This window comes from Paenibacillus sp. MMO-58 (assembly GCF_037146255.1).
Lineage (GTDB): Bacteria > Bacillota > Bacilli > Paenibacillales > Paenibacillaceae > Pristimantibacillus.
Genome location: NZ_JBBCVY010000002.1, coordinates 1,175,111 through 1,198,462, shown reverse-complemented (window position 1 = coordinate 1,198,462; position 23,352 = coordinate 1,175,111). Strand labels below are relative to the sequence as shown.

The 23,352-nt window shown below is 40.8% G+C and carries 14 protein-coding genes; all 14 read left to right on the top strand.

The features are described from left to right. The first annotated feature begins 230 nt into the window (after positions 1 to 230). The 14 genes from WFJ73_RS10935 to WFJ73_RS10870 all read left to right on the top strand — a co-directional run bounded on the left by WFJ73_RS10935 (position 231) and on the right by WFJ73_RS10870 (position 22,451). Positions 231 to 2,294, top strand: a complete 2,064-nt coding sequence (locus WFJ73_RS10935) for a Tat pathway signal sequence domain protein (protein WP_336773057.1) — start codon at positions 231 to 233, stop codon at positions 2,292 to 2,294. A gap of 226 nt (positions 2,295 to 2,520) precedes the next feature. Further along, a complete protein-coding gene (locus WFJ73_RS10930; protein ID WP_336773056.1) occupies positions 2,521 to 4,269 on the top strand; it encodes a sensor histidine kinase in 1,749 nt (582 codons plus the stop codon). Continuing rightward, positions 4,247 to 5,866, top strand: a complete 1,620-nt coding sequence (locus WFJ73_RS10925) for a response regulator (protein ID WP_336773055.1) — start codon at positions 4,247 to 4,249, stop codon at positions 5,864 to 5,866. Before WFJ73_RS10930 ends, WFJ73_RS10925 begins: the two co-directional genes overlap by 23 nt. Positions 5,867 to 6,425: 559 nt before the next feature. Beyond that, the gene (locus WFJ73_RS10920) at positions 6,426 to 8,171 is read left to right on the top strand and encodes an extracellular solute-binding protein (protein WP_336773054.1); all 1,746 of its coding nucleotides are present in this window, start codon (positions 6,426 to 6,428) and stop codon (positions 8,169 to 8,171) included. Positions 8,172 to 8,313: 142 nt separating this feature from the next. Next, positions 8,314 to 9,201: an ABC transporter permease gene (locus WFJ73_RS10915; protein WP_336773099.1), complete on the top strand. Its 888-nt coding sequence runs from the start codon at positions 8,314 to 8,316 to the stop codon at positions 9,199 to 9,201. Between the two features lie 21 nt (positions 9,202 to 9,222). Then, complete coding sequence (locus WFJ73_RS10910; RefSeq protein WP_336773053.1) at positions 9,223 to 10,107, top strand: carbohydrate ABC transporter permease; 885 nt, start codon at positions 9,223 to 9,225, stop codon at positions 10,105 to 10,107. A gap of 21 nt (positions 10,108 to 10,128) precedes the next feature. Further along, positions 10,129 to 10,434 (top strand): Dabb family protein, encoded by a 306-nt coding sequence (locus tag WFJ73_RS10905; RefSeq protein WP_336773052.1) that lies wholly within the window; start codon positions 10,129 to 10,131, stop codon positions 10,432 to 10,434. Positions 10,435 to 10,509: 75 nt separating this feature from the next. Then, positions 10,510 to 11,586, top strand: a complete 1,077-nt coding sequence (locus WFJ73_RS10900) for a family 43 glycosylhydrolase (RefSeq protein WP_336773051.1) — start codon at positions 10,510 to 10,512, stop codon at positions 11,584 to 11,586. After that, positions 11,579 to 14,014, top strand: coding sequence for a glycoside hydrolase family 3 N-terminal domain-containing protein (locus WFJ73_RS10895; RefSeq protein WP_336773050.1), 2,436 nt, complete (start codon positions 11,579 to 11,581; stop codon positions 14,012 to 14,014). The genes WFJ73_RS10900 and WFJ73_RS10895 overlap by 8 nt, the downstream gene beginning before the upstream one ends. 91 nt (positions 14,015 to 14,105) lie before the next feature. Beyond that, positions 14,106 to 15,002 (top strand): nucleoside hydrolase, encoded by an 897-nt coding sequence (locus WFJ73_RS10890; protein WP_336773049.1) that lies wholly within the window; start codon positions 14,106 to 14,108, stop codon positions 15,000 to 15,002. Between the two features lie 39 nt (positions 15,003 to 15,041). Beyond that, complete coding sequence (locus tag WFJ73_RS10885) at positions 15,042 to 16,553, top strand: DUF5060 domain-containing protein (RefSeq protein WP_336773048.1); 1,512 nt, start codon at positions 15,042 to 15,044, stop codon at positions 16,551 to 16,553. A gap of 93 nt (positions 16,554 to 16,646) precedes the next feature. Then, entirely contained in the window at positions 16,647 to 18,188 is a 1,542-nt protein-coding gene (locus WFJ73_RS10880; RefSeq protein ID WP_336773047.1) for a glycoside hydrolase family 43 protein, read from the top strand. 51 nt (positions 18,189 to 18,239) lie between these two features. Then, entirely contained in the window at positions 18,240 to 19,772 is a 1,533-nt protein-coding gene (locus WFJ73_RS10875) for a glycoside hydrolase family 43 protein (protein WP_336773046.1), read from the top strand. 18 nt (positions 19,773 to 19,790) lie between these two features. Then, the gene (locus WFJ73_RS10870) at positions 19,791 to 22,451 is read left to right on the top strand and encodes a family 78 glycoside hydrolase catalytic domain (protein ID WP_336773045.1); all 2,661 of its coding nucleotides are present in this window, start codon (positions 19,791 to 19,793) and stop codon (positions 22,449 to 22,451) included. Positions 22,452 to 23,352: the final 901 nt, after the last annotated feature.

Genomic DNA, 23,352 nt, shown 5'->3' with positions numbered 1-23,352 from the left:
AGATAGGATAAACCTTTTGTTTATCTTTAACAGATTAGGGGTGTACTTTTAATAACAATAAGTAGCCCCAATAAGTATTTGAGGTTAAATGAATTCACAAATGAAAGTGCATAATCTAAATAAAGTCTTATATTCCTTCCAATAGGGCCTCTTATATACTGAATATAAGAGATCTCTTACGTATTAAGTCTTTTGGAAAGCGCATTCAATATGTAATGGGGGGGTAGCAAATGATATTTTCAAGAAAAATTAGCAATTCCACATCGCAATACAAACAAAAGTTTATTCGGAAAGCCTCATTTAGCTCTATGGTATTAATCATGCTCAGTTCATTATTAATGCCGAACATGGGGAATTCAGCTGCACAAGGGGGAAGTTCATTGCCCACAGACAAGTCCGCATTGACTACGATGGATAATATCGATCCGTTGTACGCTAACCCCGTTATTGATAAAGAGTCCGATTTAACTACACCGGTGCCGCATCGTAAAGTATCGGGTCACTTTGAAGGTACAAATAAGAAATTTAATTTTTATTTACCGCCAAAAGGCAAGTTTTCAGGACGGTTTTTCCAAATGGTATATCCACTACAAGACGAGAATGCTACTGATCTGAATGTTAGCTTTGGTGTGGATAACGGAGCTTATACTGTGCAAACAAACGGTGGTGGAGGTTACATGGTGGATGCAGCTGCAGCCAAGTTTTCTAAGGCGGTTGCAGCGAAGTACTACGGATGGTCAGGCCGCATATATGGATATATTTATGGAGGTAGCGGTGGCTCTTATCAGACAATCGGTGCCTTGGAGGGAACTAATGGGGTATGGGATGGTGCCGTACCTTATATAACAGGGGTTCCAACTTCTATTCCTAATAACTTTTTTATTCGAGCTTTCGCACGCTTTGTTCTAGAGAAGAAAGCTCCGCAAATCGCAGATGCGGTGAGCCCAGGTGGAAATGGGAATCCATACGCTAAACTAAATGATATGGAGCAATCAGTACTACGAGAGGTGACCAAGCTTGGAGTTCCTTTAAGAGCATGGGAAGATTATTCTTATTTGCTGGGTTTAAAGGATTCTGAGGGCTTACTTGGTTTTTTAGCAGTACTTCGGACTATAGATCCTTCATATGTTGAGGATTTTTGGAATAAACCGGGTTATTTGGGGACTGAGCAATCGGCACTTGGTGAACTGTTCCGTTCGTCTAAGATTGATTATACCTCTAACATCACACAAGTTGTACGTAACGCACAGAACGGTGTAACTAGTTTAACACTCGATAGTGTACCAACCGTTTCGACCCCAAGCTATTGGCTTGATTATACGTTATTTGCATCGGACGGAACGACTGCGGTTGGGAAATTATCTGGTTCATTTGATCCAAAGACCAAAGTATTCACTATTGGAGAAGGAAACTCAGAAGCAGTATTAAATGCCGTTAGTACTGGTGCTAGACTCAAGATTGACAACCGTTGGTATCTTGCCGCTCTCTCATACCATAGATATCAAGTTCCTAAAGCGTTAGATTATACCGCCTGGAATCAGTTTAGAGCGACGGATGGTACACCTATTTATCCGCAGCGTCCTTTAGAGATTGGACCGCTTATTTCTGGTGGTGTAACCGGCGGTGCAACATACAATGGTAATATTCATGCTAAAGTTATAATGGTCGTTAACTTGCTCGATGTTGATGCTTATCCTTGGAATGCCGATTGGTATAGTGCAAAAGTCAAGTCGGCTCTTGGAGATCGATATGATGATAATTTCCGAGTATGGTATAACGATAATGCTGATCATATCAGTCCAGCACGCACTTCACGACTCGTACAATATGATGGTCTTCTTCAGCAAGCACTTCTTGACGTAAGTGCTTGGGTCGAAAAAGGTGTATCACCTGCCCGATCGACCAAATATAAAGTGGTTGACGGACAGGTTAATGTAGCGCAAAAAGCAGCTGTACGCAAAGGTATACAACCTGTTGTTGATTTGACGGTCAATGGTACTGACAGAATTGATATTAAAGCAGGGCAGACTGTAAGCTTTAAAGTGAAGGTTCAAGTCCCACCAGGAGCAGGGAAGATTGTAAAAACGGAGTGGGATTACGCGGGAACAGGCGATTTTAAGGTGTTGAAAATTGGGAATCCTAAAGATACGGTAGAATTAAAAATGGAATACAAGTTCACAAAAGCAGGAACTTACTACCCAGCAATTCGCGCTACCTCTCAGCGAGAAGGTGATATAAAAACACTCTTTACGCAGATTCAGAATATTGGTCGGGTTCGAGTTGTAGTACATTAGACAAATTGATACTAGGAGTAATATAGCTTTATCAATTCCGGACTCGATCTGCTTTGATCGGGTCTGTTTATTTTTAAGTTAGCCTAGGTGTTAGTTGAAGACGGTTTGATTATGATAACTTCATTGCTATTGCAGCTTAATGGACGATAAGATAAGGTGTACTGTTTTGTATCCGAATTCAAGGTACGCAATAAAATAAGGATTTCAACAAAAGGACTGATGTTCTATGAGACTAATCAAACGAATCGGCTCTTTACCTATTTTGCCGAAACTTGCATTGACTTTCCTCATTGTATTAACGCCGCTATTCTATATTGGATTACAAATGGGGGAGTCAGGCTCGGACATTGTCCGTGATGAAATCTCAAACTCATTAGCATCGCGTACCGAACTTTACATGGACCTGTTGGACAGTGATTTTGATAGGACGATTCGACTTCTAGGAGAGTATATGTATGACGAGGATTTAATGAAGCTTAGTACATCATCAGAAGTTATGCCTGTCATTGATCGGACTTATGCAGTACTTCGCTTGAAAAATCGAATGGACCAGTTGAGTCGTTCGAGTTCATTTGTCAAAAATGCAATGGCTTTTATTCCGGGGATGAATCGAATGGTGAGTTCTAAGGAGAACTCTATATCTGATTTCGATAATGAACTCTTTCAAGCATTGTCGCAACGTCAAAATAATTATGCAGAACCGTTCCTTGTGTGGAAGGGCCGCATCTTTATTAGTATGCCTTATCCAGGAGAAAATGAGCCATTATTTCTAGTCGCTGTTGAAATTTCCAGCACACAGCTTTCATCTAAACTCAAACAATTCATGCAAGATAATAGTATGGCGGCTTTGGTAAGTAACAACATGGAGTGGGCGGTTTCCGGAGAGTTCGATCAGGTACTAAGTAATGAGTTACCTGATAAATTGGACACAATAGAGGTTGATGGCACTCAAATAATTAATCTAAATCATATCCAATACCTATTCGTTAGTAAAGAATCAGAGATCATTAATGCGAAATTGATGATGTTTGTGCCTGTCAAGCAAGTAGAGAGGCCATTAGAGCGGTACAAAAATTGGGTGTTTGCGTTATATGGAGTATCTGTACTTGTCACGATCGCATTCTCATTTGGCATGTATCGAATTATTCATAGACCGCTCAAACTGCTCGTCAAATCATTCCGCAGAATCGAACAAGGAAAGTTTGATATCTCAATTGAATACCCGTTTACTGACGAGTTTGGTTATCTATACAAGCAATTGAATGCAATGGTAAGGGAACTTAAGAGATTGATTCATGAGGTATATGAACAAGAATATCGAGCACGTGTAGCAGAACTTAGACATTTGCAATCTCAAATCAACCCGCATTTTCTATATAATACGTTTTTTATTCTCTACCGTCTTGCTAAGCAAGAGGAAAATGAAAGCATCGCAAGGCTGACTAATCATCTAGGTGAATATTTCGAGTTCATTACACGAGATGGTTCACAGGAAGTTACGCTTGCAAGCGAGGCAGCTCATGCCAAATCTTATACGGATATTCAGACAATTAGGTTTTCCAATCGTATTGAAGTTAAATTCTCTGAAGTTCCTAAAGAGGCAGAGCAATTTATCGTACCTCGACTTATCATGCAGCCGATTATTGAGAACGCATACGAGCATGCGCTGGAGAAAAAGGCAAGAGGTGGTGTACTTGAGGTTGATATTCAAATAACTGCATCTGAGCTGCTTATCAGAGTCGAAGACTCCGGTGAGATTAATGACGATACACTAAAAAACCTTCATATTATGTTGAATAGTCAACAGGATGTGGCAGAAAGTACTGGATTAATAAATGTTCATAGGCGCCTTAGGATTAACTATGGTGACAAGGCAGGCTTACGCTTGAGCCGCGGAGAACTTGGGGGACTTAAAGTCATTCTGGTTATACCGATTAAGGAGGAAGATTCGAATGCTTCGATTACTGATCGTTGACGATGAACCGGTTACCGCTGATGGGCTGTTTGAAATGCTGTCTGAGGTACCGGATCTCGAACTGGATTTATATAAAGCGACATCTGCAGAAGAAGCGATCAGTCGTCTTTCCCGCACGAAGATGGATATTGTTTTAAGTGATATTCGAATGCCGGAGATGGATGGACTGCAACTCCAGCAATGGATTCAGTCTCGCTGGCCGCGCTGTAAAGTTATCTTCTTGACAGGTATTCGGGATATCCAGTATGCACAACAAGTATTAAGAAGTGGTGGTGTTGACTATATTCTAAAGACGGAGGGCGATGATGCGATTGTACGGAGCATACATCAGGCAACCTCTAAAATCTTTGAGGAAATGAAGAATGAAGAATTTTTACTACGGGCTAAAGGGCAACGGAAAGATGTATTGCCGATGTTGCGTCGTGAATGGTTCGCTTCACTCCAAGACCAAGGAGATCTGACAAATGTGAATCATCACGCTCGTCTTCAGGATTTGGATACACCACTTAATCCGGATAGAAAGGTCATTCTTGTTTGCGGTCGTGTTGACCGTTGGAAAGAGGATTACAATAGCTCTGACCAAACGTTGTTATTATATGCTGTGCAGAATATTGCTGAGGAATACATGCAGAGAGCGTATATGCTTCCTGTTATGTTAGGTAGCTCTTATTTTGTATGGATAATTCAATTAAAGTCACCTGATGAAATGTCATGGGAAGAAATGCTACCTTATGTACAAGGGACTCTAGAAAGCGTCCAAAATACGAGTAGAGAGATGCTTGGTATACCTGTCTCGTTTATCTGTCATGAACAGCCACTATCATGGGATGAAATCCCCAAGGCATATAAGCTTTTAAAGCAGAATCTCATTCTTGGTCTTGGCAGCGGTGAGGAAATGATCCTTATCTTCCGTGAACAGGATAAGGATCATTTCGCATCTGATGTTCCAGGCCTTCTCTTGACACGGATTGAGAATACATTTGATATGGGTCAAGATTCATTGTTTGAGGAGCTGTTATCTGAGTTGTTTCAACGTGTGCCTAATCACTTTAGCATATATGCTCAAGCTTATTACGCAGTCGCTGTCATTTTACTGAATCAATGGAACAAAATTTATAAAAGTGGTATGAAGCCCGATGTGCAAGATGAGCAGATGATTGGCAGGTTGCTTGATGTCAATTCTCACGCTACTAAAGAACAAGCATTTAGGTTTCTCTGTAAAATTGGACGAGAGATATTTTTACAAGGGAAGCAGGAACAAGATGAACGAACATACCGCATTATTCAGAAAATAAACAAGTACATCGCAGATCATCTTAACAACGATCTATCACTTGCTATTCTTGCAGAAGCTGTTTATTTAAACCCATCTTATTTATCTAACTTATATAAGACCATTACTGGACGTAACATATCCGACTACATTACAGAATTGAGAGTCGAGAGAGCAAAGAAGCTGCTTGAAGAATCACATGCTAAGGTACAGGATATTGCCTTAGCGGTTGGTTTTGATACAGCAGGTTACTTTACCCGCTTTTTCAAGAGACATGTTGGCGTTACTCCACAAGAGTATCGAAGTCGACTTAAAACAGAGTAATATTCAATACTTAAAAACAAACTCCAGTGTCTAATAAACACTGGAGTTTGTTTTTAAGGTAAGAATCAAACCAAGTCCACATTCAATAGACTAATCATTTATGGAACAAATAAGGCACGGAAGTTTGTTAACTTTGTCTTTGTGGAATGTTTTTATTGTAAACCTGGATTTGCTGCAATTGAAATAACTCTTTCAATCAACTCTTCACGGTCATCGTGAAGGATAAAGCCAAGTGGGATGGCGTTGTCAGTATTTATTATAAGGAGACGATTTATTAGGGGACTACACATTATTTGGATTCTGAGTTCGATCTGTATTGTTCCAGTACTTCAGTTTATTGATTTTAATAGGTAAACAGGGGCTTCCCATGAATTGGGGAGCCCCATTTTTTGGCGATTAAAAGTCGCTGTTGACGATAAGAATAAAAGTAATTGAGGCAATACAAGAAACAAACAAAGGGAAGATAAGAATACAAACAGAGTGTCATATACGCTTAATCCTTCAACTTATATACTAAATGACAAGAGATCTCTTAATTATGATACGGGGGGAAGACAGAATGAGAAATAAGGCTGGAATATTGGCACTATCTTCGGTTCTAGCATTGAGTTTGGTTGTAAGCGCTTGTAGCTCGAATAACACGAATGAATCATCTTCTTCGAGTAAGAGTAATTCGCAAAGTGGTACCTCTAACACAGGCACAACACCAGCTAATGAGTCGACAAATCCCGAAGATCTTTACTTGGGGAAATACGAACCTGCTATTGATGTCTCCACAGTACGTATACTTAGTTCTACAGTGAAATTCCCGGAAGACCAAACGATTGATAAGAATGTTTATTATGACGAGTATGCAAAGAAGCTAGGTATTAATCTTAAAAATGAATGGACTGTAACTGGTGACGAGCCTGGTGGTCAAGGCGAACAAAAAATGAACGTATCAATTGCTTCAGGCGATCTACCAGATATTGTACCACTAAATGCATCACAATTACGTTCATTGGCCGATGCAGGGAAGTTAGCAGATTTGACTGAAATTTATGAGAAGTATGCTTCACCAATTACAAAGCAAGTATTAACTTCATCCGGAACAACAGCGTTGGATTCTGCTAAGTTTGATGGGAAATTGCTAGCAATTCCAGCTCCTACATCGTCAGTTGACCTGGCACCGCTCGTATGGATTCGGACCGATTGGTTGAAAAAGTTAAATCTGCAGCCACCGAAGACTATGGATGACGTTTTTAATATCATGGATGCGTTTGTAAATCAAGATCCAGACGGTAATGGTAAAAAAGATACGTACGGTATGGCAATGAACAAGGATCTATATGGTTTTTTCGGCGGTCTTGAAGGCTTTTTCGATAGCTATCACGCATATGCTCGCCAAGACGGGAAAGGCAACTGGGTTAAAGATGCTGACGGAAACCTTGTTTTCGGTAGTATTCAACCCGAAGTTAAGAATGCTCTTGGCAAGCTGCAGGAATTGTATAAAAAAGGATATATTGATCCCGAGTTTGGTGTAAAGAGTTGGGACAAGGAGAAGGAACTTGTAGTTGCCGGTAAAATTGGATTGCACTTCTCCACTATGTCAACTCCGTTGATTATCCAAGATATTAAGAAAAATGATCCAAATGCTGACTGGCAAGCCTTCCCGCTCGTATCTGTTGATGACCAACCTGCTAAAGCACAAGTACCAGCCATTTCCCTTAAAACACCGCAATACTTTGCGGTAACTAAAGACTTTAAGAATCCTGAAGCTTTAATCAAAATGATTAACCTCTTTATGGAAATATCTTACGGTACAAGCTATACCAAAGAAGAGAATAAACAATTAAATGGTTATAAAGACTATGAGTCTTGGATGTGGGGCATCTATTCAGCTGAACCTGAAAAAAATCTCAATACGCATCGTTTAATCAAAGAAATCGTGAATGGCAGCAAGAAAGAATCGGATTTGATGACTGAACAAACATTTGCATATGAGAGATCTCGCGATTATTTAGCTGGAAAGAGAGAAGTATTGGATTGGGCCTTTTACCGTATCTTTGGACCTGAAGAATCCGCCTTTAGTGTGGTTGATGGTTATGTGAACAACAATTTGTTGATGCGCAATGGTTTTGACCAAATCATGACGGATACCATGGTAAAACGAGACTCAACACTTTTAAAACTGGAGCTAGAGACGTTTACTAAGATTATTTTAGGTGATTCACTCGATAGTTTTGATACTTTTGTGAAGAATTGGAAGAAGCTTGGTGGAGATGAAATGACAAAAGAAGTTAATGAGTTGGTTAAGTCAAAATAATCGCCCGGACCCGAATTCTGTCCTTTAAAGGACAGAATTCGGTCATCTTGTTAAGAGAGGAAGAACCGACGTGTTAAAACAAATGACGGAGAGTCAACCAGTTGTAATTGAAAAAGCCCAACTAAAAGAAAAGGGAAAGCGGATGAAGTGGTCGCAATTACCGCTCCACCTTATGATTTTACCGGGCCTTCTGTTGATTATCGTCTACAGCTATGGTCCTATGTTAGGGGCAATTATCGCATTCCAAGATTTTAATCCTGCACGTGGAATTTTCGATTCTAAGTGGACCGGTTTAGAAAATTTCCGGTATGTAATGGCTTTGCCAGGCTCATTCCAAGTTATCTGGAATACTCTCATTATAGCCGTGATGAAGATAGTCATCGGTCTGTTAGTTCCTATTGTTATTGCTTTGCTGCTTAACGAAATTCGTAAGGAAACTTTTAAGCGTAGTGTCCAAACCTTGATTTATTTACCGCATTTTTTGTCTTGGATCATTTTAGGTGGCGTTTTAATTGATATTTTGTCTCCTACTAGTGGAATAGTCAACCAAGTACTAAATTGGTTTGGCATCGATTCAATCTACTTCTTGGGAAATAATACTTGGTTCCGTCCTGTACTCGTGATCTCTGATGTGTGGAAGGAATTCGGTTTTAATACAATTGTTTACTTAGCAGCGCTTACAGGCATTAACCCTTCACTATATGAAGCAGCTGTTATTGATGGTGCTAATCGATGGAAGCAAACGCTTTATGTGACATTACCAGGAATGGCTCCAATTATAATTTTGACAGCTACGTTGGCCCTAGGACAAGTACTCAATGCTGGCTTTGATCAGGTATTTAATTTGTATAGCCCTCAGGTATATCAATCAGGCGATATTATTGATACGTTTGTTTACCGCTTAGGTATAGTAGATGCGCAATATGGTGTCGCAACAGCTGTCGGACTCTTTAAGTCTGTTGTATCTCTAATTTTGCTTTCGGTATCTTACTTCCTAGCCTACCGATTTGCCAACTACAGAATCTTTTAATAGGGAGGAGACGATTCGGTTATGGTAGAACGATTTACACTGAGCCGCAGAGTTTTTGTAGGATTTAACTATGTTTTCCTAGCGCTTTTATCAATTTTATGTATTTTGCCTCTGATTCATGTTTTGGCTGTTTCATTTAGTGCGAGCTCTGCCGCAACAGCAGGTTATGTTAAACTTTGGCCAGTTGATTTTACATTAGAATCTTATAAATATGTGTTAGGAAAAGATGAGTTTTTTCGATCTATCCTAATGACCATAAAACGCGCCTCGGTTGGTTTAGTTATTAATATGGTGCTTACAATTTTAGTGGCTTATCCATTGTCTAAAGAAGTTAAAAAGTTTCGTGGACGTACAATTTATGCCTGGGTATTCGTATTCACGATGCTATTTAACGGAGGTCTCATTCCTCTCTATATGATGGTTAAATACACCGGAATTCTTGATAGTGTTTGGGCGCTTGTTCTACCGCAGGCAATTCCGATTTTTAATATGATATTACTGCTCAACTTTTTTAGGGGCTTACCAAAGGAACTCGAAGAGGCTGCCTTCATGGATGGTGCAGGTCATTGGACTACTCTTTGGAGAATATTTGTACCACTTTCAGCACCTGCTCTGGCTACTATAACGTTATTTACATTGGTTTTCCATTGGAATTCCTGGTTCGATGGACTCATATTTATGAACTCTCCTAAAAATTATCCATTGCAAAGTTATTTGCAAACAGTTGTTATACAACAGAATTTTAGTTCTGCCAGTCTTGAAAGTATTGCGGAGTTGCAGAAGGTCAGTGATCGTACGTTTAAGTCAGCACAAATTTTTCTAGGCTCGCTTCCGATTCTAATTGTATATCCGTTCTTGCAAAGATTCTTTATGAAAGGGATCGTGCTCGGTAGCGTAAAAGAATAGAAAGAATTTGGAGTGTGGGACATGATTGAACATCTGGTTTTATTTAAATTTAATAAATCGATAACCTTGGACAAAGAACTGAGACTACTGGAGAAAATGCAAAATTTTCAGAAACTAATTCCAGGTATCGCTTATTTAACGGCCGGACGTAATATCACTAATGAAACGGAGCGTCAACAGGGTTATACGTTGGCGCTTCGTATCACATTTAAGGACCAGGCTGCTTTAGAAACATATGGATCACACCCTGTACATCAAGAATTTGTATCCTCGCTTGATGGGGTCATTGATAATATTATCGTGGCAGATTATCCGATACATGGGTAAGAAAGCTTTGTATATAAGGGAAAAGAAATGCTTAGCTTCAAACTAGTTTTTTTGTAGCTGAAGGGAATAGACAAGATGAAATATAACTCAATCAAACCTGGTCAGATATGGCTGGATACTGAAGGCAAGCGTATTCAAGCTCATGGAGGATCAATTATTGCGGTAGGAGATACCTTTTATTGGTACGGCGAGAATAAGGAGAAAACGAAAGTTGGAAGCGGAATTTGGCATTGGGGCATAAGATGTTATGCCTCTAAAGATTTATATAATTGGGAGGACAAAGGAGTTATTATCCCTCCTGATGAAGATGATATCGCATCACCACTGCATCCTACGCAGTTTGTGGATAGACCTCATATTATTTTTAATCAAAGAACCGGAAAATTCGTATGCTGGATTAAAGTAATGAGACCAGATGGGCAGAAATCAACAATACTGATTTCAGATCACATTCTAGGTCCGTATACAATTATAAAAAAAGATATTCGCCCCCTAAATATGGGAGCAGGCGATTTCGACTTAGTGGTCGGTCATGACGATAAAGCGTATTACTATTTTGAAAGAGTTCACAGCGAATTGATTTGTGCAGACTTGACAGAGGATTATACCGATGTAACTGGTTATTATTCGACTCATTTTCCGAATATTCAACCTCCTTATGTGCGTGAAGCTCCTGCGTATTTCCATAGAAAAGGAGTGCATTATTTATTTACATCCGGTACTACAGGTTATCATCCCAATCCATCTGAAGTAGCTTGTGCGCAAAGTTATCATGGCCCATGGAAGGTATTGGGGAACCCGCATCCGGACGATCCTTCTTGTACATCTTACAATTCACAAATTACGTCAGTATTCAAGCATCCCTTTAAAAAAGACTTATATATTGCTTTGGCGGACAGGTGGATGCCAAATCTTCCTCTTTTGGTTAGGGAAGATTTCACAAACGGGCAGCAATACCGGAAAGCTGCTGAGATATATAAGTCTATCTTCAATCCTGAGATCAATTATGAAGTGAAAGAGGAAGATCAGATCGCCATGTCGCTTGATATTGATACATCGGTTTCTGATTATGTCTGGCTCCCGATTAGGTTTGTAGGAGAAATGGCGTATTTAGATTGGAAAGATGAATGGAAGGTTGAAGATTATGATTAACAGGCACAAATATTTAGATCCTTCTCTCTCTGCTGAAGAAAGAGCAAATGATTTGTTGCAACACATGAGCCTTGAAGAGAAAATGGGGCAAATTGTCTGCTATATGCCTGATAAAGAAACATTAGATTCATTTGAAAAAGACTATCCACATGGAGCCGGTGAAGTATCCATGTTATTTGTCGGGGAATTGCTCAGTAAGGAAGCCGTGGTTGAGAAAGTAACCTATATTCAAAAAAAGCTTATGGGTCTAAGTAAACATCGTATTCCGGCTATTTTTCATATGGAAACTTTAGCTGGTGCATTTGCTCCCGAAGCTACAAGCTTTCCAAGTGGAATTGGACAAGCCTCGACATGGAACCCAGAGCTTCAAAAAGAATTGTCTAAGATTATTGGAAAACAAGCTAGAGCAATTGGCGCGACACATGCTTTTGCACCTGTATTGGATATATCACGAGATTCGCGTTTTGGTCGCCAAGGTGAAACTTATGGAGAAGACCCTGCATTGGCTTCCGCCATGGGAACCGCTTATGTGTCAGGTTTGCAGCAAGATGGTGATCTAAAAAAGAGTGTTTTGGCATGTGCAAAACATTTTGTAGGCTACCATGCTACACAAGGTGGTATTCACGCGGCATCAACAGCTATTCCCCCTAGATTACTTCGAGAGGTGTATGCTAAACCATTTCAGGCAGCTATTTCAATTTCCAATATGAAGTCAGTCATGAAGACCTATAGTTCGATTGATGGTGAAGCGGTTGCAGGTTCTAAGAGGATATTGACACAATTGCTACGAGATGAAATGGGGTTTCAAGGTCTTGTCGTTTCTGACTATACCTCTATTGCGGAACAGCATACCCGACTGATGGTTAGCGGAAGTAAAACGGATGCGGGAGAACGTTCATTACTAGCCGGTATGGATGTAGAATTGCCATCTAAGGATTGCTATAACGAAGAATTAATGCAGCGCATTCAGGATGGAAAAATTGAAATGGAATTTCTTGATCGTGCAGTCCGAAACTTACTAGTTGCAAAGTTCGAGTTAGGTTTATTTGAGAACCCATTTCCAATGTCAGAGAAGGAAGTCAGAGAAGCGTATTCCGACCCAATGAATCATCGGATTAGTTTGGATGCTGCCCGTCAATCAATGGTGTTGTTAAAGAATAATGACATTCTTCCTTTAGAGCGTAAGAAACAGAAAATCGCGGTGATTGGATATCACGCCATTTCGAGACGTTCATTATTTGGAGGCTATTCATTCACAAGTTTATTCGACGCATTGCTAAATGCAGGAAATACGATGGCCGGTGTCGATTTTGAACAAATTTCAGATTTAAGTAATCAAGGAATCAATACAAAAGAAGAAAACAACATTTACCCTGGTAGCAACGTGAAGATCGAGACTAAGAAAACAGAAGAATTAGTACGAAAACATTATCCTCAATGTAACAATCTTCTGCATCAATTGAAATTGGAATGTCCAACCGCAGAATTGATTTATTCAATCGGATACGCATATGCAGGGAATGATACTTCACTACATGACGAAGCATTGGCCGCTGCTGCAACAGCAGATCTAGTTATATTTACATTAGGTGGAAAGCATGGTTGGGGAATGTCTTGTACAACAGGTGAAGGAATTGATTCAACAGATATTGGTTTGCCGGAGTGTCAAGAAAGCTTTATTAGGAAATTGGCGCAATTAAATAAGCCAACGGTTGCTATCCATTTCGATGGACGACCTATTTCAAGTGATATGGCTGATCAATATGCAGGTGCAATTATTGAAGCTTGGAATCCAGGTCAATTCGGTGCCAAAGCCATCACAGACATCTTATTTGGCGATTATAATCCGTCAGGGAAATTACCTGTTTCAATAGCCTACAACGCTGGACAGATTCCAGTGTTCTATAATCACGATAACGGTTCGAGCTATCATGTTGGGACGATGAACGAGTTTAAAAGCTACTTAGATTGTCCACGTGAGCCTAGGTATTATTTTGGATTTGGACTCTCCTACACCACATTCGAATATTCTAACCTTCGAATTGAAAAAGAAGTGTATAGGCCGCATGAACCGTTATACATCTCTGTTGATATTACCAATACTGGAGATTTATTCGGAGAAGAAGTAGTCCAACTGTATATTCGAGACAAGTATGCAAGCATGGTTCGTCCAGCCCTTGAGTTAGCGGGTTTTATTAGAGTACCACTAAAATCGAAGGAAACCAAGAAAGTCCATTTTACAATGGAATTGAGTCAACTAGCATTCCTTGATGCGGACATGAGATGGAAAATTGAAGCTGGTGAAATCGAGGTCCTGATCGGTACATCTTCAAATGATTTACGAGTTTCTAGCTCTTTTAATATTAGTTCCAATCAATATATCGATGGTAAGACAAGAGGTTTTTATGCACAAGCAGAAGTAAGGTAAGTAGAGAATTGTTAGGTACATTCAAAAATAAGCGTGGTAATGAAGTTTGGTATATGGGCAATATTTAAAGGGTTTAAAGGAGGCAATGAAGATGGAATTGTCGTTTCAAGTTCCTGACCAAAAGAGGGTAAGACTTTTAATTAATTCAGATGTCAAGAACGAAGCAGACGACCAATATGCGATTGTTCATGCATTACTTACTCCGATGTTTATTAACAAGGGGATTATAGCAGCACATTTCGGTACTTGGCGAACAACATTATCAATGGAAGAAAGTTATGCTGAGGCACATCATGTCTTGAATTTAATGGGAGACAAAGGGAAAGTTCCGGTTTATAAGGGAGCCCCTGCTGCATTGCCAGATGAAAAAACACCAGTCGTCTCAGAAGGGGCAAAAGCTATTATTAAAGAAGCTCTATCTGATGATCCGCATCGTTTGTTTGTTGTCTTTCTTGGACCTTTAACGGATCTAGCATCGGCCTATCTTATGGAGCCTCGTATAGAGGAACGACTAACAGCGATTTGGATTGGCGGAGGATCTTACCCAAACGGAGAAACAGAATTTAATCTTATGAATGATATACACGCTGCTAATGTAGTTATGAATTCTCATATTCCACTTTGGCAGGTACCTCGTAATGTATATGGAATGATGCGGGTAAGTTTAGCTGAGTTGGAATGCAGAGTAAAGCCGCATGGTGAAATAGGTAAATACCTGTTTGAACAGCTAATTAAATTTAATGATGAGCAAGCAAATGGCTGGCCGAGAGGTGAGTCATGGAGCTTAGGGGACTCTCCTGCCATTAGTCTGATTATGGATGATCATGAATTTGGGTATGTAATGAAGCCTGCTCCTCGAATCACTAATGATATGCATTATGTTCATCATCAAGAAGAGCGTTTGATACGCGTATACCATCATGTAGATGCAAGGTATACCTTAGAAGATATGTACGCAAAACTAGAACTGTTTGCTAAGAAGCGCTAATTGTCCTAATGAAAGATGAAACCAAAAGGAGAAAAGAATATGGAGTTTCTACAGCAGGTTGAGCAATGGGGAGTTTTCGAGATAGAGCTGCATGCATCGAAGAACTTTGAAAATCCCTTTCGGGATGTTTGGGTGCAAGCAACATTTAAGATAGGTAATGAGTATAAACGTGCTAATGGCTTCTATGATGGCGGGAACGTTTGGCGAATACGCTTTATGCCCGAAAAGATCGGTAGCTATCACTTCCAACTAGAGTCTAACATCAGTGATTTTCAAAGTCTGGAGGGTGATTTCCTCTCGGTACCACCTTCAGAAGGAAACCATGGACCTGTTCAAGTGAACGGGATACATTTCAATTACGCGGATGGGACTCCTTTCTTTGTAATGGGTACAACAGCATACGCATGGACCTATCGTCCAGAAGAAGTCAGGAATCGTACACTCGATTCATTTGCTAAGTATGGTTTTAATAAAATTAGGATGCTTTTTTTTCCAAAATTCTATGGTGGAATGCACAATGATGTGAAAATTGACTACGATCCTCCTGTGTTTCCGTTTGCCGGTAGTCCGAATAACTTTGACTTCAAGACCTTTGTTCCCGAGTACTTCCGAAATTATGAAGACCGGGTAAAAGATTTAATGAGGTTAGGCATTGAAGCTGATGTTATATTGTTCCATCCTTACGATAAATGGGGCATTGATAGCAGCATGCGGCAAGCTGATGATCTATTCTATGTCAACTACATGATTGCTAGACTCTCTGCTTATAGAAACGTATGGTGGTCACTCGCCAATGAATTCGATATCTCAAGCACACCTGAGGGTTTATTCTGCGCAAGTATGGATCGTAAAGATTGGGATCTTATAGGTGCGACGATCAAGGCGAACGATCCGCACGGGCACTTGATCTCCGTGCATAATCTGCCGATGCGTTTTATTTATCCGGATAGGGATTGGTTGAGTCATGTTTCTATTCAACATCCCGATACGTATAACTTCCTTTTAGAACTGAAGCAACAATATAATAAGCCGGTTGTTAACGACGAATATCAATATGAAGGTAACACCAAAGATGAGTGGGGGAACAGCGATGGAGAAACTACTTTATTCCGTCACTGGTTGTCAGCAATGGCCGGAGCCTATGCTTCACATGGCGAGGTGTTCAAAATTGATGGCAACGAAACTGATTTATTTTGGTCCTATGGTGGAACCTTTATTGGTGAAAGCGCCCCTAGACTTAAATTCATGAAAGAGATAATTGAATCCACTCCATACCAAGAGATGGAACGTGATTGGGCAAATACAGATGGTCATCACTACTTTGCCCTAAATAAAGGGATTGACGAATATTTGTTCTTCTGTAGATACGATCTACCTGGGAAGGGGTTTTGGTTCGGTTCTTATGATGGGCACCGACAGGAATATGACGTTTCCGTCTACGATGCTTGGAACTGTGTAGAAAGGGAAACGTTGACAGTAAAAGAATTAGAAGGGAACCATCTTCTGCCGATCAAAGCGTGGACGGTTTATAAACTAAAGAGAAGAAAATAAATCAATATTGGGAAAATCCACAATCTTATTAAGTTGTGGATTTTCTTACGAATAAGAAGGTTCTTGGTAAGTTAATCGTGGAAGGAGAAGAAAATGTCAACTAATGAACGTTATATCAACCCGATCATTCCAGGTTTTAATCCAGATCCGAGTATTTGCCGAGTAGGATCGGATTATTATCTAGTTACCAGTACATTTCAATATTTTCCTGGCGTACCCATTTACCATAGTAGAGATCTTGTTCATTGGGATCAGATTGGGTATTGCTTAACTCGAGAGAGTCAGTTGGATTTAGAGGGTTGCAAAAGTTCGATGGGCATATATGCTCCAACTCTTCGGTATCATGAAGGACGATTCTACATGATTACTACAAATATGAATCGTTACCGTAATTTCTTTGTTTGGTCTGAAAAGCCGGAAGGGCCATGGTCAGACCCGATATGGCTAGATTGGCCAGGAATTGATCCCTCTCTTTTCTTTGATGAAGATGGGCGTGTTTATCTATCTGGGACTAATGTACTCGGATCGGATGAAATTCCTGGTATTTATCAAGCTGAGATTGATATTGCAACAGGGAATCTTTTGACCAAACGGCAATTGGTATGGGGAGGGACTGGTGCTCAAGCACCTGAGGGACCACACTTATACCGAATTGAGGGGATGTACTATCTGCTTATTGCAGAGGGAGGAACTGAATACGGGCATATGGTGACAATTGCTCGCAGCAAATCGCCGAACGGACCGTTTGAAAGTAATCCAAACAATCCAATTCTCAGCCACCGGAGCTCAAACCATGCGATTCAAGCGACAGGACATGCGGATTTTGTGCAAAAAGAGGACGGCAGCTGGTGGGCCGTGTTTTTAGGTATTCGTCCGGTGTCAGTTCCATTTGTAGGTAGGTACCATCACTTGGGGCGGGAGACATTTCTTGCGCCAGTCAGTTGGTCCATAGAGAATTGGCCCGTTATAGATTTCAGAAAAGAAACATTTGAGAAAATGCAGCTTGTTCAATGTCTAGTTGAATCACAACAGAAAACCGAAATCGATGAATTTGATGCTAAGCTACTTCAACTTAACTGGAACTTTTTGAGGAATCCCAAAGCTGAGGATTGGTCTCTTGAAGAACGTCCTGGATGGCTCACCCTTCATGGTTCAGAGACAAGCTTGAATGATATCGGCTCTCCGGCTTTTATAGGGAGACGGCAGCAACATTTCCGGTGTACAGTTTCAACACTGCTGAACTTCCAGCCTGCAGGTGAAGGTGAAGAGGCCGGATTAACTGTGTTCATGAATGAACGATTCCATTATGAGATTGCTATGACTCTTGATTTATATAAACGCCGCAAAGTAATTCTTCGACGCAGGATAGGTTCCTTATGGAAAATCGAACATGAAGTCGTAATTGATTACTCAACTATTGTTTTTGGGATAGAAGCAGATCCATCTAATTATAGATTTTTTTATTCAGAACCGAAGGGACCAACCAAATACCTCGGTAGCGGTGAATGTTCAATGCTCTCCACCGAAGTAGCTGGTGGCTTCACAGGGGTATATTTTGGGCTATATGCAACAGGTAATGGTCGAGCGTGTACAGTCCCTGCACATTTTGATTGGTTTTCATATAAGTCAGAATAATAAATATTTAAGCAATTCTTTTAAAGTAACAACATACAAGGGGGTAATTATGTGTCGGTTACATTCTTACAAGAACCGGTCATACCAGGGTTTTATCCAGATCCTAGTCTTTGCCGAGTAGGATCTGATTATTATTTAGTTACAAGTACTTTTCATTATTCTCCAGGTGTACCGATATTTCATAGTCGAGATCTTGTTCATTGGAGACAGATAGGACATTGTTTAACCAGAAGAAGTCAGTTGGTATTAGATGGATGCAGAAGTTCGTTAGGGAATTGGGCTCCAACGCTGCGTTATCATAATGGAAAATTCTATATGATTACCACGAATGTAAACATTGGCAGTTTTTACGTATGGTCCGAAAAACCAGAAGCACCATGGTCCGATCCAGTATGGGTGGATTGGCTTGGCATTGATCCTTCACTATTTTTTGACGAGGATGGACGAGTATATATTACTGGTACTGCGGGACCGGAAGAACCTGTGGGCATATATCAGTCCGAAATTGATATGGAGACTGGTAAGATACTTACCGAACGCCGGCTTCTCTGGAGTGGCTCAGGTGGCCATGCACCTGAGGGGCCGCATATGTATCGTGTTGATGGAATGTATTATCTAATGATTGCTGAAGGCGGAACTGAATATGGGCATATGGTTACAATTGCACGTGCAAACTCACCTTATGGACCATTCGAAGGCAACCCAGATAACCCGATTCTTAGCCACAGGAGTACAAACCATTCGATACAAGCCACTGGTCATGCCGATCTCGTACAAATGGAGGATGGAAGCTGGTGGGCATTGTTCTTGGGCATTCGACCAGTTTCGGTTCCATTTGTAGGACGTTACCATCATCTAGGCAGAGAAACCTTTTTGGCCCCGGTCACATGGTCTGCGGAAGGGTGGCCAGTAATTGGAGATCAGAGTAAGATGACGGAAAGGTTGACTGCCCAGACACTCATACAAGGAGATGAGTACCTACCGGTTAGTATAGATAACTTTGATAGTACGCAGCTTCAACTTTGTTGGAACTTCTTGAGGAATCCAAAGTCTGGGGATTGGTCCCTTGATGAACGTCCAGGCTGGCTCGCCCTGCATGGCTCTGCGACGACCTTGAATGATATCGGCTCTCCGGCTTTTATAGGGAGACGGCAACAGCATTTCAACTGTACCAGTTCAACTTTTCTCAGCTTTAATCCTTTGCGTGAAGGAGATGAAGCTGGACTTACGGTGTATATGAACGAGCATTACCACTATGAAATCGCATTGACTTATGATTCGAAAATTGGTCGTAAGGTGATTTTTAGACGTAGAATTGGTTCTCTGTGGAAAATTGAACTCGAGGCCAAAGTTAAAGGCTCGAGTATCATTTTAGGTTTAGATGCAGAACCGTCGACATACTCGTTCTACTATGCAGAACCCAACGGAGAGAAAATTCCCTTTGGTGCAGGTGAATGTTCAATGTTATCCACCGAGGTAGCAGGAGGTTTCACAGGTGTTTATTTTGGACTTTATGCTACTGGAAATGGGGAACTTTGTTCGGTTCCAGCGTACTTTGACTGGTTTGAATATACACAGCAATGACATAAAGGAGCAATGAAAATGAATAACTTTTCAGTTACGAACTTACGTGTTAATTATAGAAGAAACCCACTAGGTATTGATGATTACAAACCAAGACTCAGTTGGGAGATCATTTCGGAAAAGAGAGGTTTTATTCAGTCCGCCTATCAAATTGAAGTAGCTACTGAAAAGGGCTTTCAGTCTGAAGCTACATGGGATTCCGGAATAATAACCACAGAACAAAATATTCATATTGAATATTCAGGTCCAACTTTAAAGTCTCGTACACGGTATTACTTCAGAGTACGAGTGTGGGACAATCAAGAAACTGCCTCAGATTGGAGTGATCCATCTTTTTGGGAAACGGCTTTTTTAACTCCAACTGAGGAGCTAAAAGCAAACTGGTTAACAGCGGCACCTAGGCTAAATGCTGCCGATCAAGATAAGTGTGATTATCTACGCACAGAATTTAACATACCTGGAAAAGTTGTTTCCGCTAGGGCATATGCAACCTCCCTTGGTTTGTATCGATTATTTGTGAACGGTATGCCTGCAGATGATACACTTTTTAATCCTGGTTGGACAAGCTATAATAAACGCCTTCAATATCAAACGTATGACGTGACATCATTGATTCAACAAGGGGTAAATGCGATTGGTTGTATGGTAGGGAATGGCTGGTATAAAGGATATCTTGCATGGGAAGGTGACAAGGAATTCTTTGGATCGAGACGTTCCGTTATGATTCAGATACACATTACACTGGATGACGGATCAGAATCTGTTATCATGACGGACGGTAGTTGGCGAGTGTCGACAGGGCCTCTTCTCATGTCAGAACTTTATCATGGAGAATACTACGATGCCAGGCTAGAGAGAGCCGGTTGGGCTTTACCGGGATTTGCAGCTGATGATTGGGAGAAGGTAGTAGTACATGCTGTCCCTGAATCTGTATTAGTTGCTCAAGAAAACGAACCTGCTAGAGTAACAGAAATCATTAAACCTGATACTGTCATTATTACACCACAGGGGGATACTGTGATTGATATGGGTCAGAACATGGTTGGATGGGTAAGGTTTTCTGTGACTGCAGAAGCTGGGACTGTCATAACACTTGAGCATGCTGAAGTTTTGGATCGCGATGGGAATTTCTACACTGGGAATCTTCGATCTGCAAAACAAACTGTAACATATATATGTCGAGGTGGGGAAGAAGAATCATATGAACCTTACTTCTCATTCCAAGGCTTCCGCTATGTTAAAGTTACTGGTGTTTCCAGAGATCAATTGACGAACCAATTTTCTGGTCATGTTATTCATACGGATCTTGAAATGACGGGGAGTTTCCGTTGTTCGGATGAACTCGTTAATCAACTGCAGCAAAATATTATTTGGGGTCAAAGAGGGAATTTTCTAGATATCCCTACAGACTGCCCACAACGTGATGAACGACTAGGCTGGACTGGAGATGCACAAGTTTTTATTCGTACATCTGCTTATAATATGAATGTGGTCCCGTTCTTTGAGAAATGGCTTAAAGATCTGGCTGCCGATCAGGAAACTGATGGAAGAGTCCCGCATGTTATCCCAGACATACCAGCAGCAGGATATGGTTCTTCTGCATGGGGAGATGCCGCGGTTATTTGTCCTTGGACGCTTTATCAGTGCTATGGTGATACACGAGTGCTGGAAACTCAATATGCGAGTATGAAAGCATGGGTTGAATACATGCGTAGACAAGGTGATAATGAGTACTTGTGGAATACTGGCTTTCATTTCGGAGACTGGCTTGGACTCGATGCCAAAGAAAATAGTTATACAGGCTCAACTCCAAAAGATTTAATAGCGACAGCTTTCTTTGCCCATTCGACAGATCTATTGGCAAAAACTGCTTCTACTCTTAATAATACTGAAGATGAGAAGGAATATCGAAACCTGCATAAAAAAATTCTTTCAGCGTTCCGAACGGAATTTGTGACTCCGAGTGGACGAGTGGCATCACCGACGCAGACTGCATATGTACTGGCATTGATGTTTGACTTACTCGAGGAAAAAGACCGGCCACGTGTAGCCAAGATGTTGGCGGAACATATTGAAGAAAATGGAATTCATTTAACTACAGGATTTGTGGGTACACCTTATTTGAATTTAGTGTTATCGCGCTTTGGTTATACGGATCTTGCTTACAAACTATTATTGCAGACTGAGTATCCTTCCTGGTTGTTCTCTGTTGTTCAAGGGGCCACTACGATCTGGGAACATTGGGATGGTATTAAACAGGATGGGTCTTTCTGGAGCGATAATATGAACTCTTATAATCATTATGCTTATGGTGCAATCGGGGATTGGCTTTATCAAGTCGTCGGAGGAATTGATCTGAAGAAACCGGGGTATAAGGAGATTCTAATCAGACCACAAATAAGTGAGCACCTGTCATGGGCTGAGGCCTCTTATAATTCAATTCACGGGAATATTTCGGTATCATGGAAGAAATTTAACGAGGTTAGTGTAGAAATGTTGGTAACAATTCCAGCAAATACCTTAGCAGAAGTAATTGTTCCAGTTAGTCAATATACAGAGATACGTGAAAATGGAGTTCAGTTGGACCAAGTAATTGGAGTAGCTCAAGTGAAACCTATGGAAAGCGGCTGTTCGTTTAATATTGGATCCGGCAGCTATCGTTTTACTTTCCCTATCTGATGTCAAAATAATAAATAACTACCGGGTTCCAGATTGGACCCGGTTTTTCAATATCGGTATATCTTTTGCTTGGGACTTGAGTATATTTCATTTTCTGTGACCCAAAGTCGTGAAACGTCATTCACGAGGATTACATCAAACGCTTACCTATTGCAACCTATAATGCGACAGCCGATCTGTAATCAGCTGTCGCTTTTTATTGAAGGCGTGCCCAGAGGCACGCATCATCTAGCCGGTGAAGTCATGGGAGGGGCCAAGCCCCCATGTAGCTTGGGTGCCTGCATAGGGCGAAAGCTTTGTGTAGAAGCGCATCGACCAAAGCTCTGTCGGAGACAGAGCGAGCCACATACCAGGCCGTAACATAATGTGAATCCTGCCGCGTCGTCAAAAAGGCCTCGCAAGAGGGACAAGGGGGAGCCGAACCTTGCTTCAATAGGTGAAGGCCATGGAAACTGCTAAGTACTTGGAGCGGCAGTGAAGAACCCTCTGGCATAAAGGGATCGGCATGGTATGAAAGAGGATGCAGTGAACTGGGGAGACCCTCCCCTACACGGAGTTTTTTTCTAACCCGTAGCGAAGTGATCTATAAGTCCAAAAGATGAAATGATTGACTTGCAGGAAGGGAGTACCCAACGTATTGAAAAAACTTGGGTTTCTCTACAGCCTGTATCTCCACTGGAGGTTGTTTTTTGTTAAAGAACTTAAAATTAACTGTAACTCAGTGGGTTAGTTATAGGCTGGTGAAACCAAAAAGTTTAGTGCTGCTTGGTTTTTTAAAATAATCTAGAACAAAGTCAATAAACAGTTTAGTTTGTTTATGAAAATGAATTAGTGAATATCACGTGAAAAGTCCAAAAAAAATCATTTGACCAAAGAAAAGAACAGTGATAAATTTGATTTG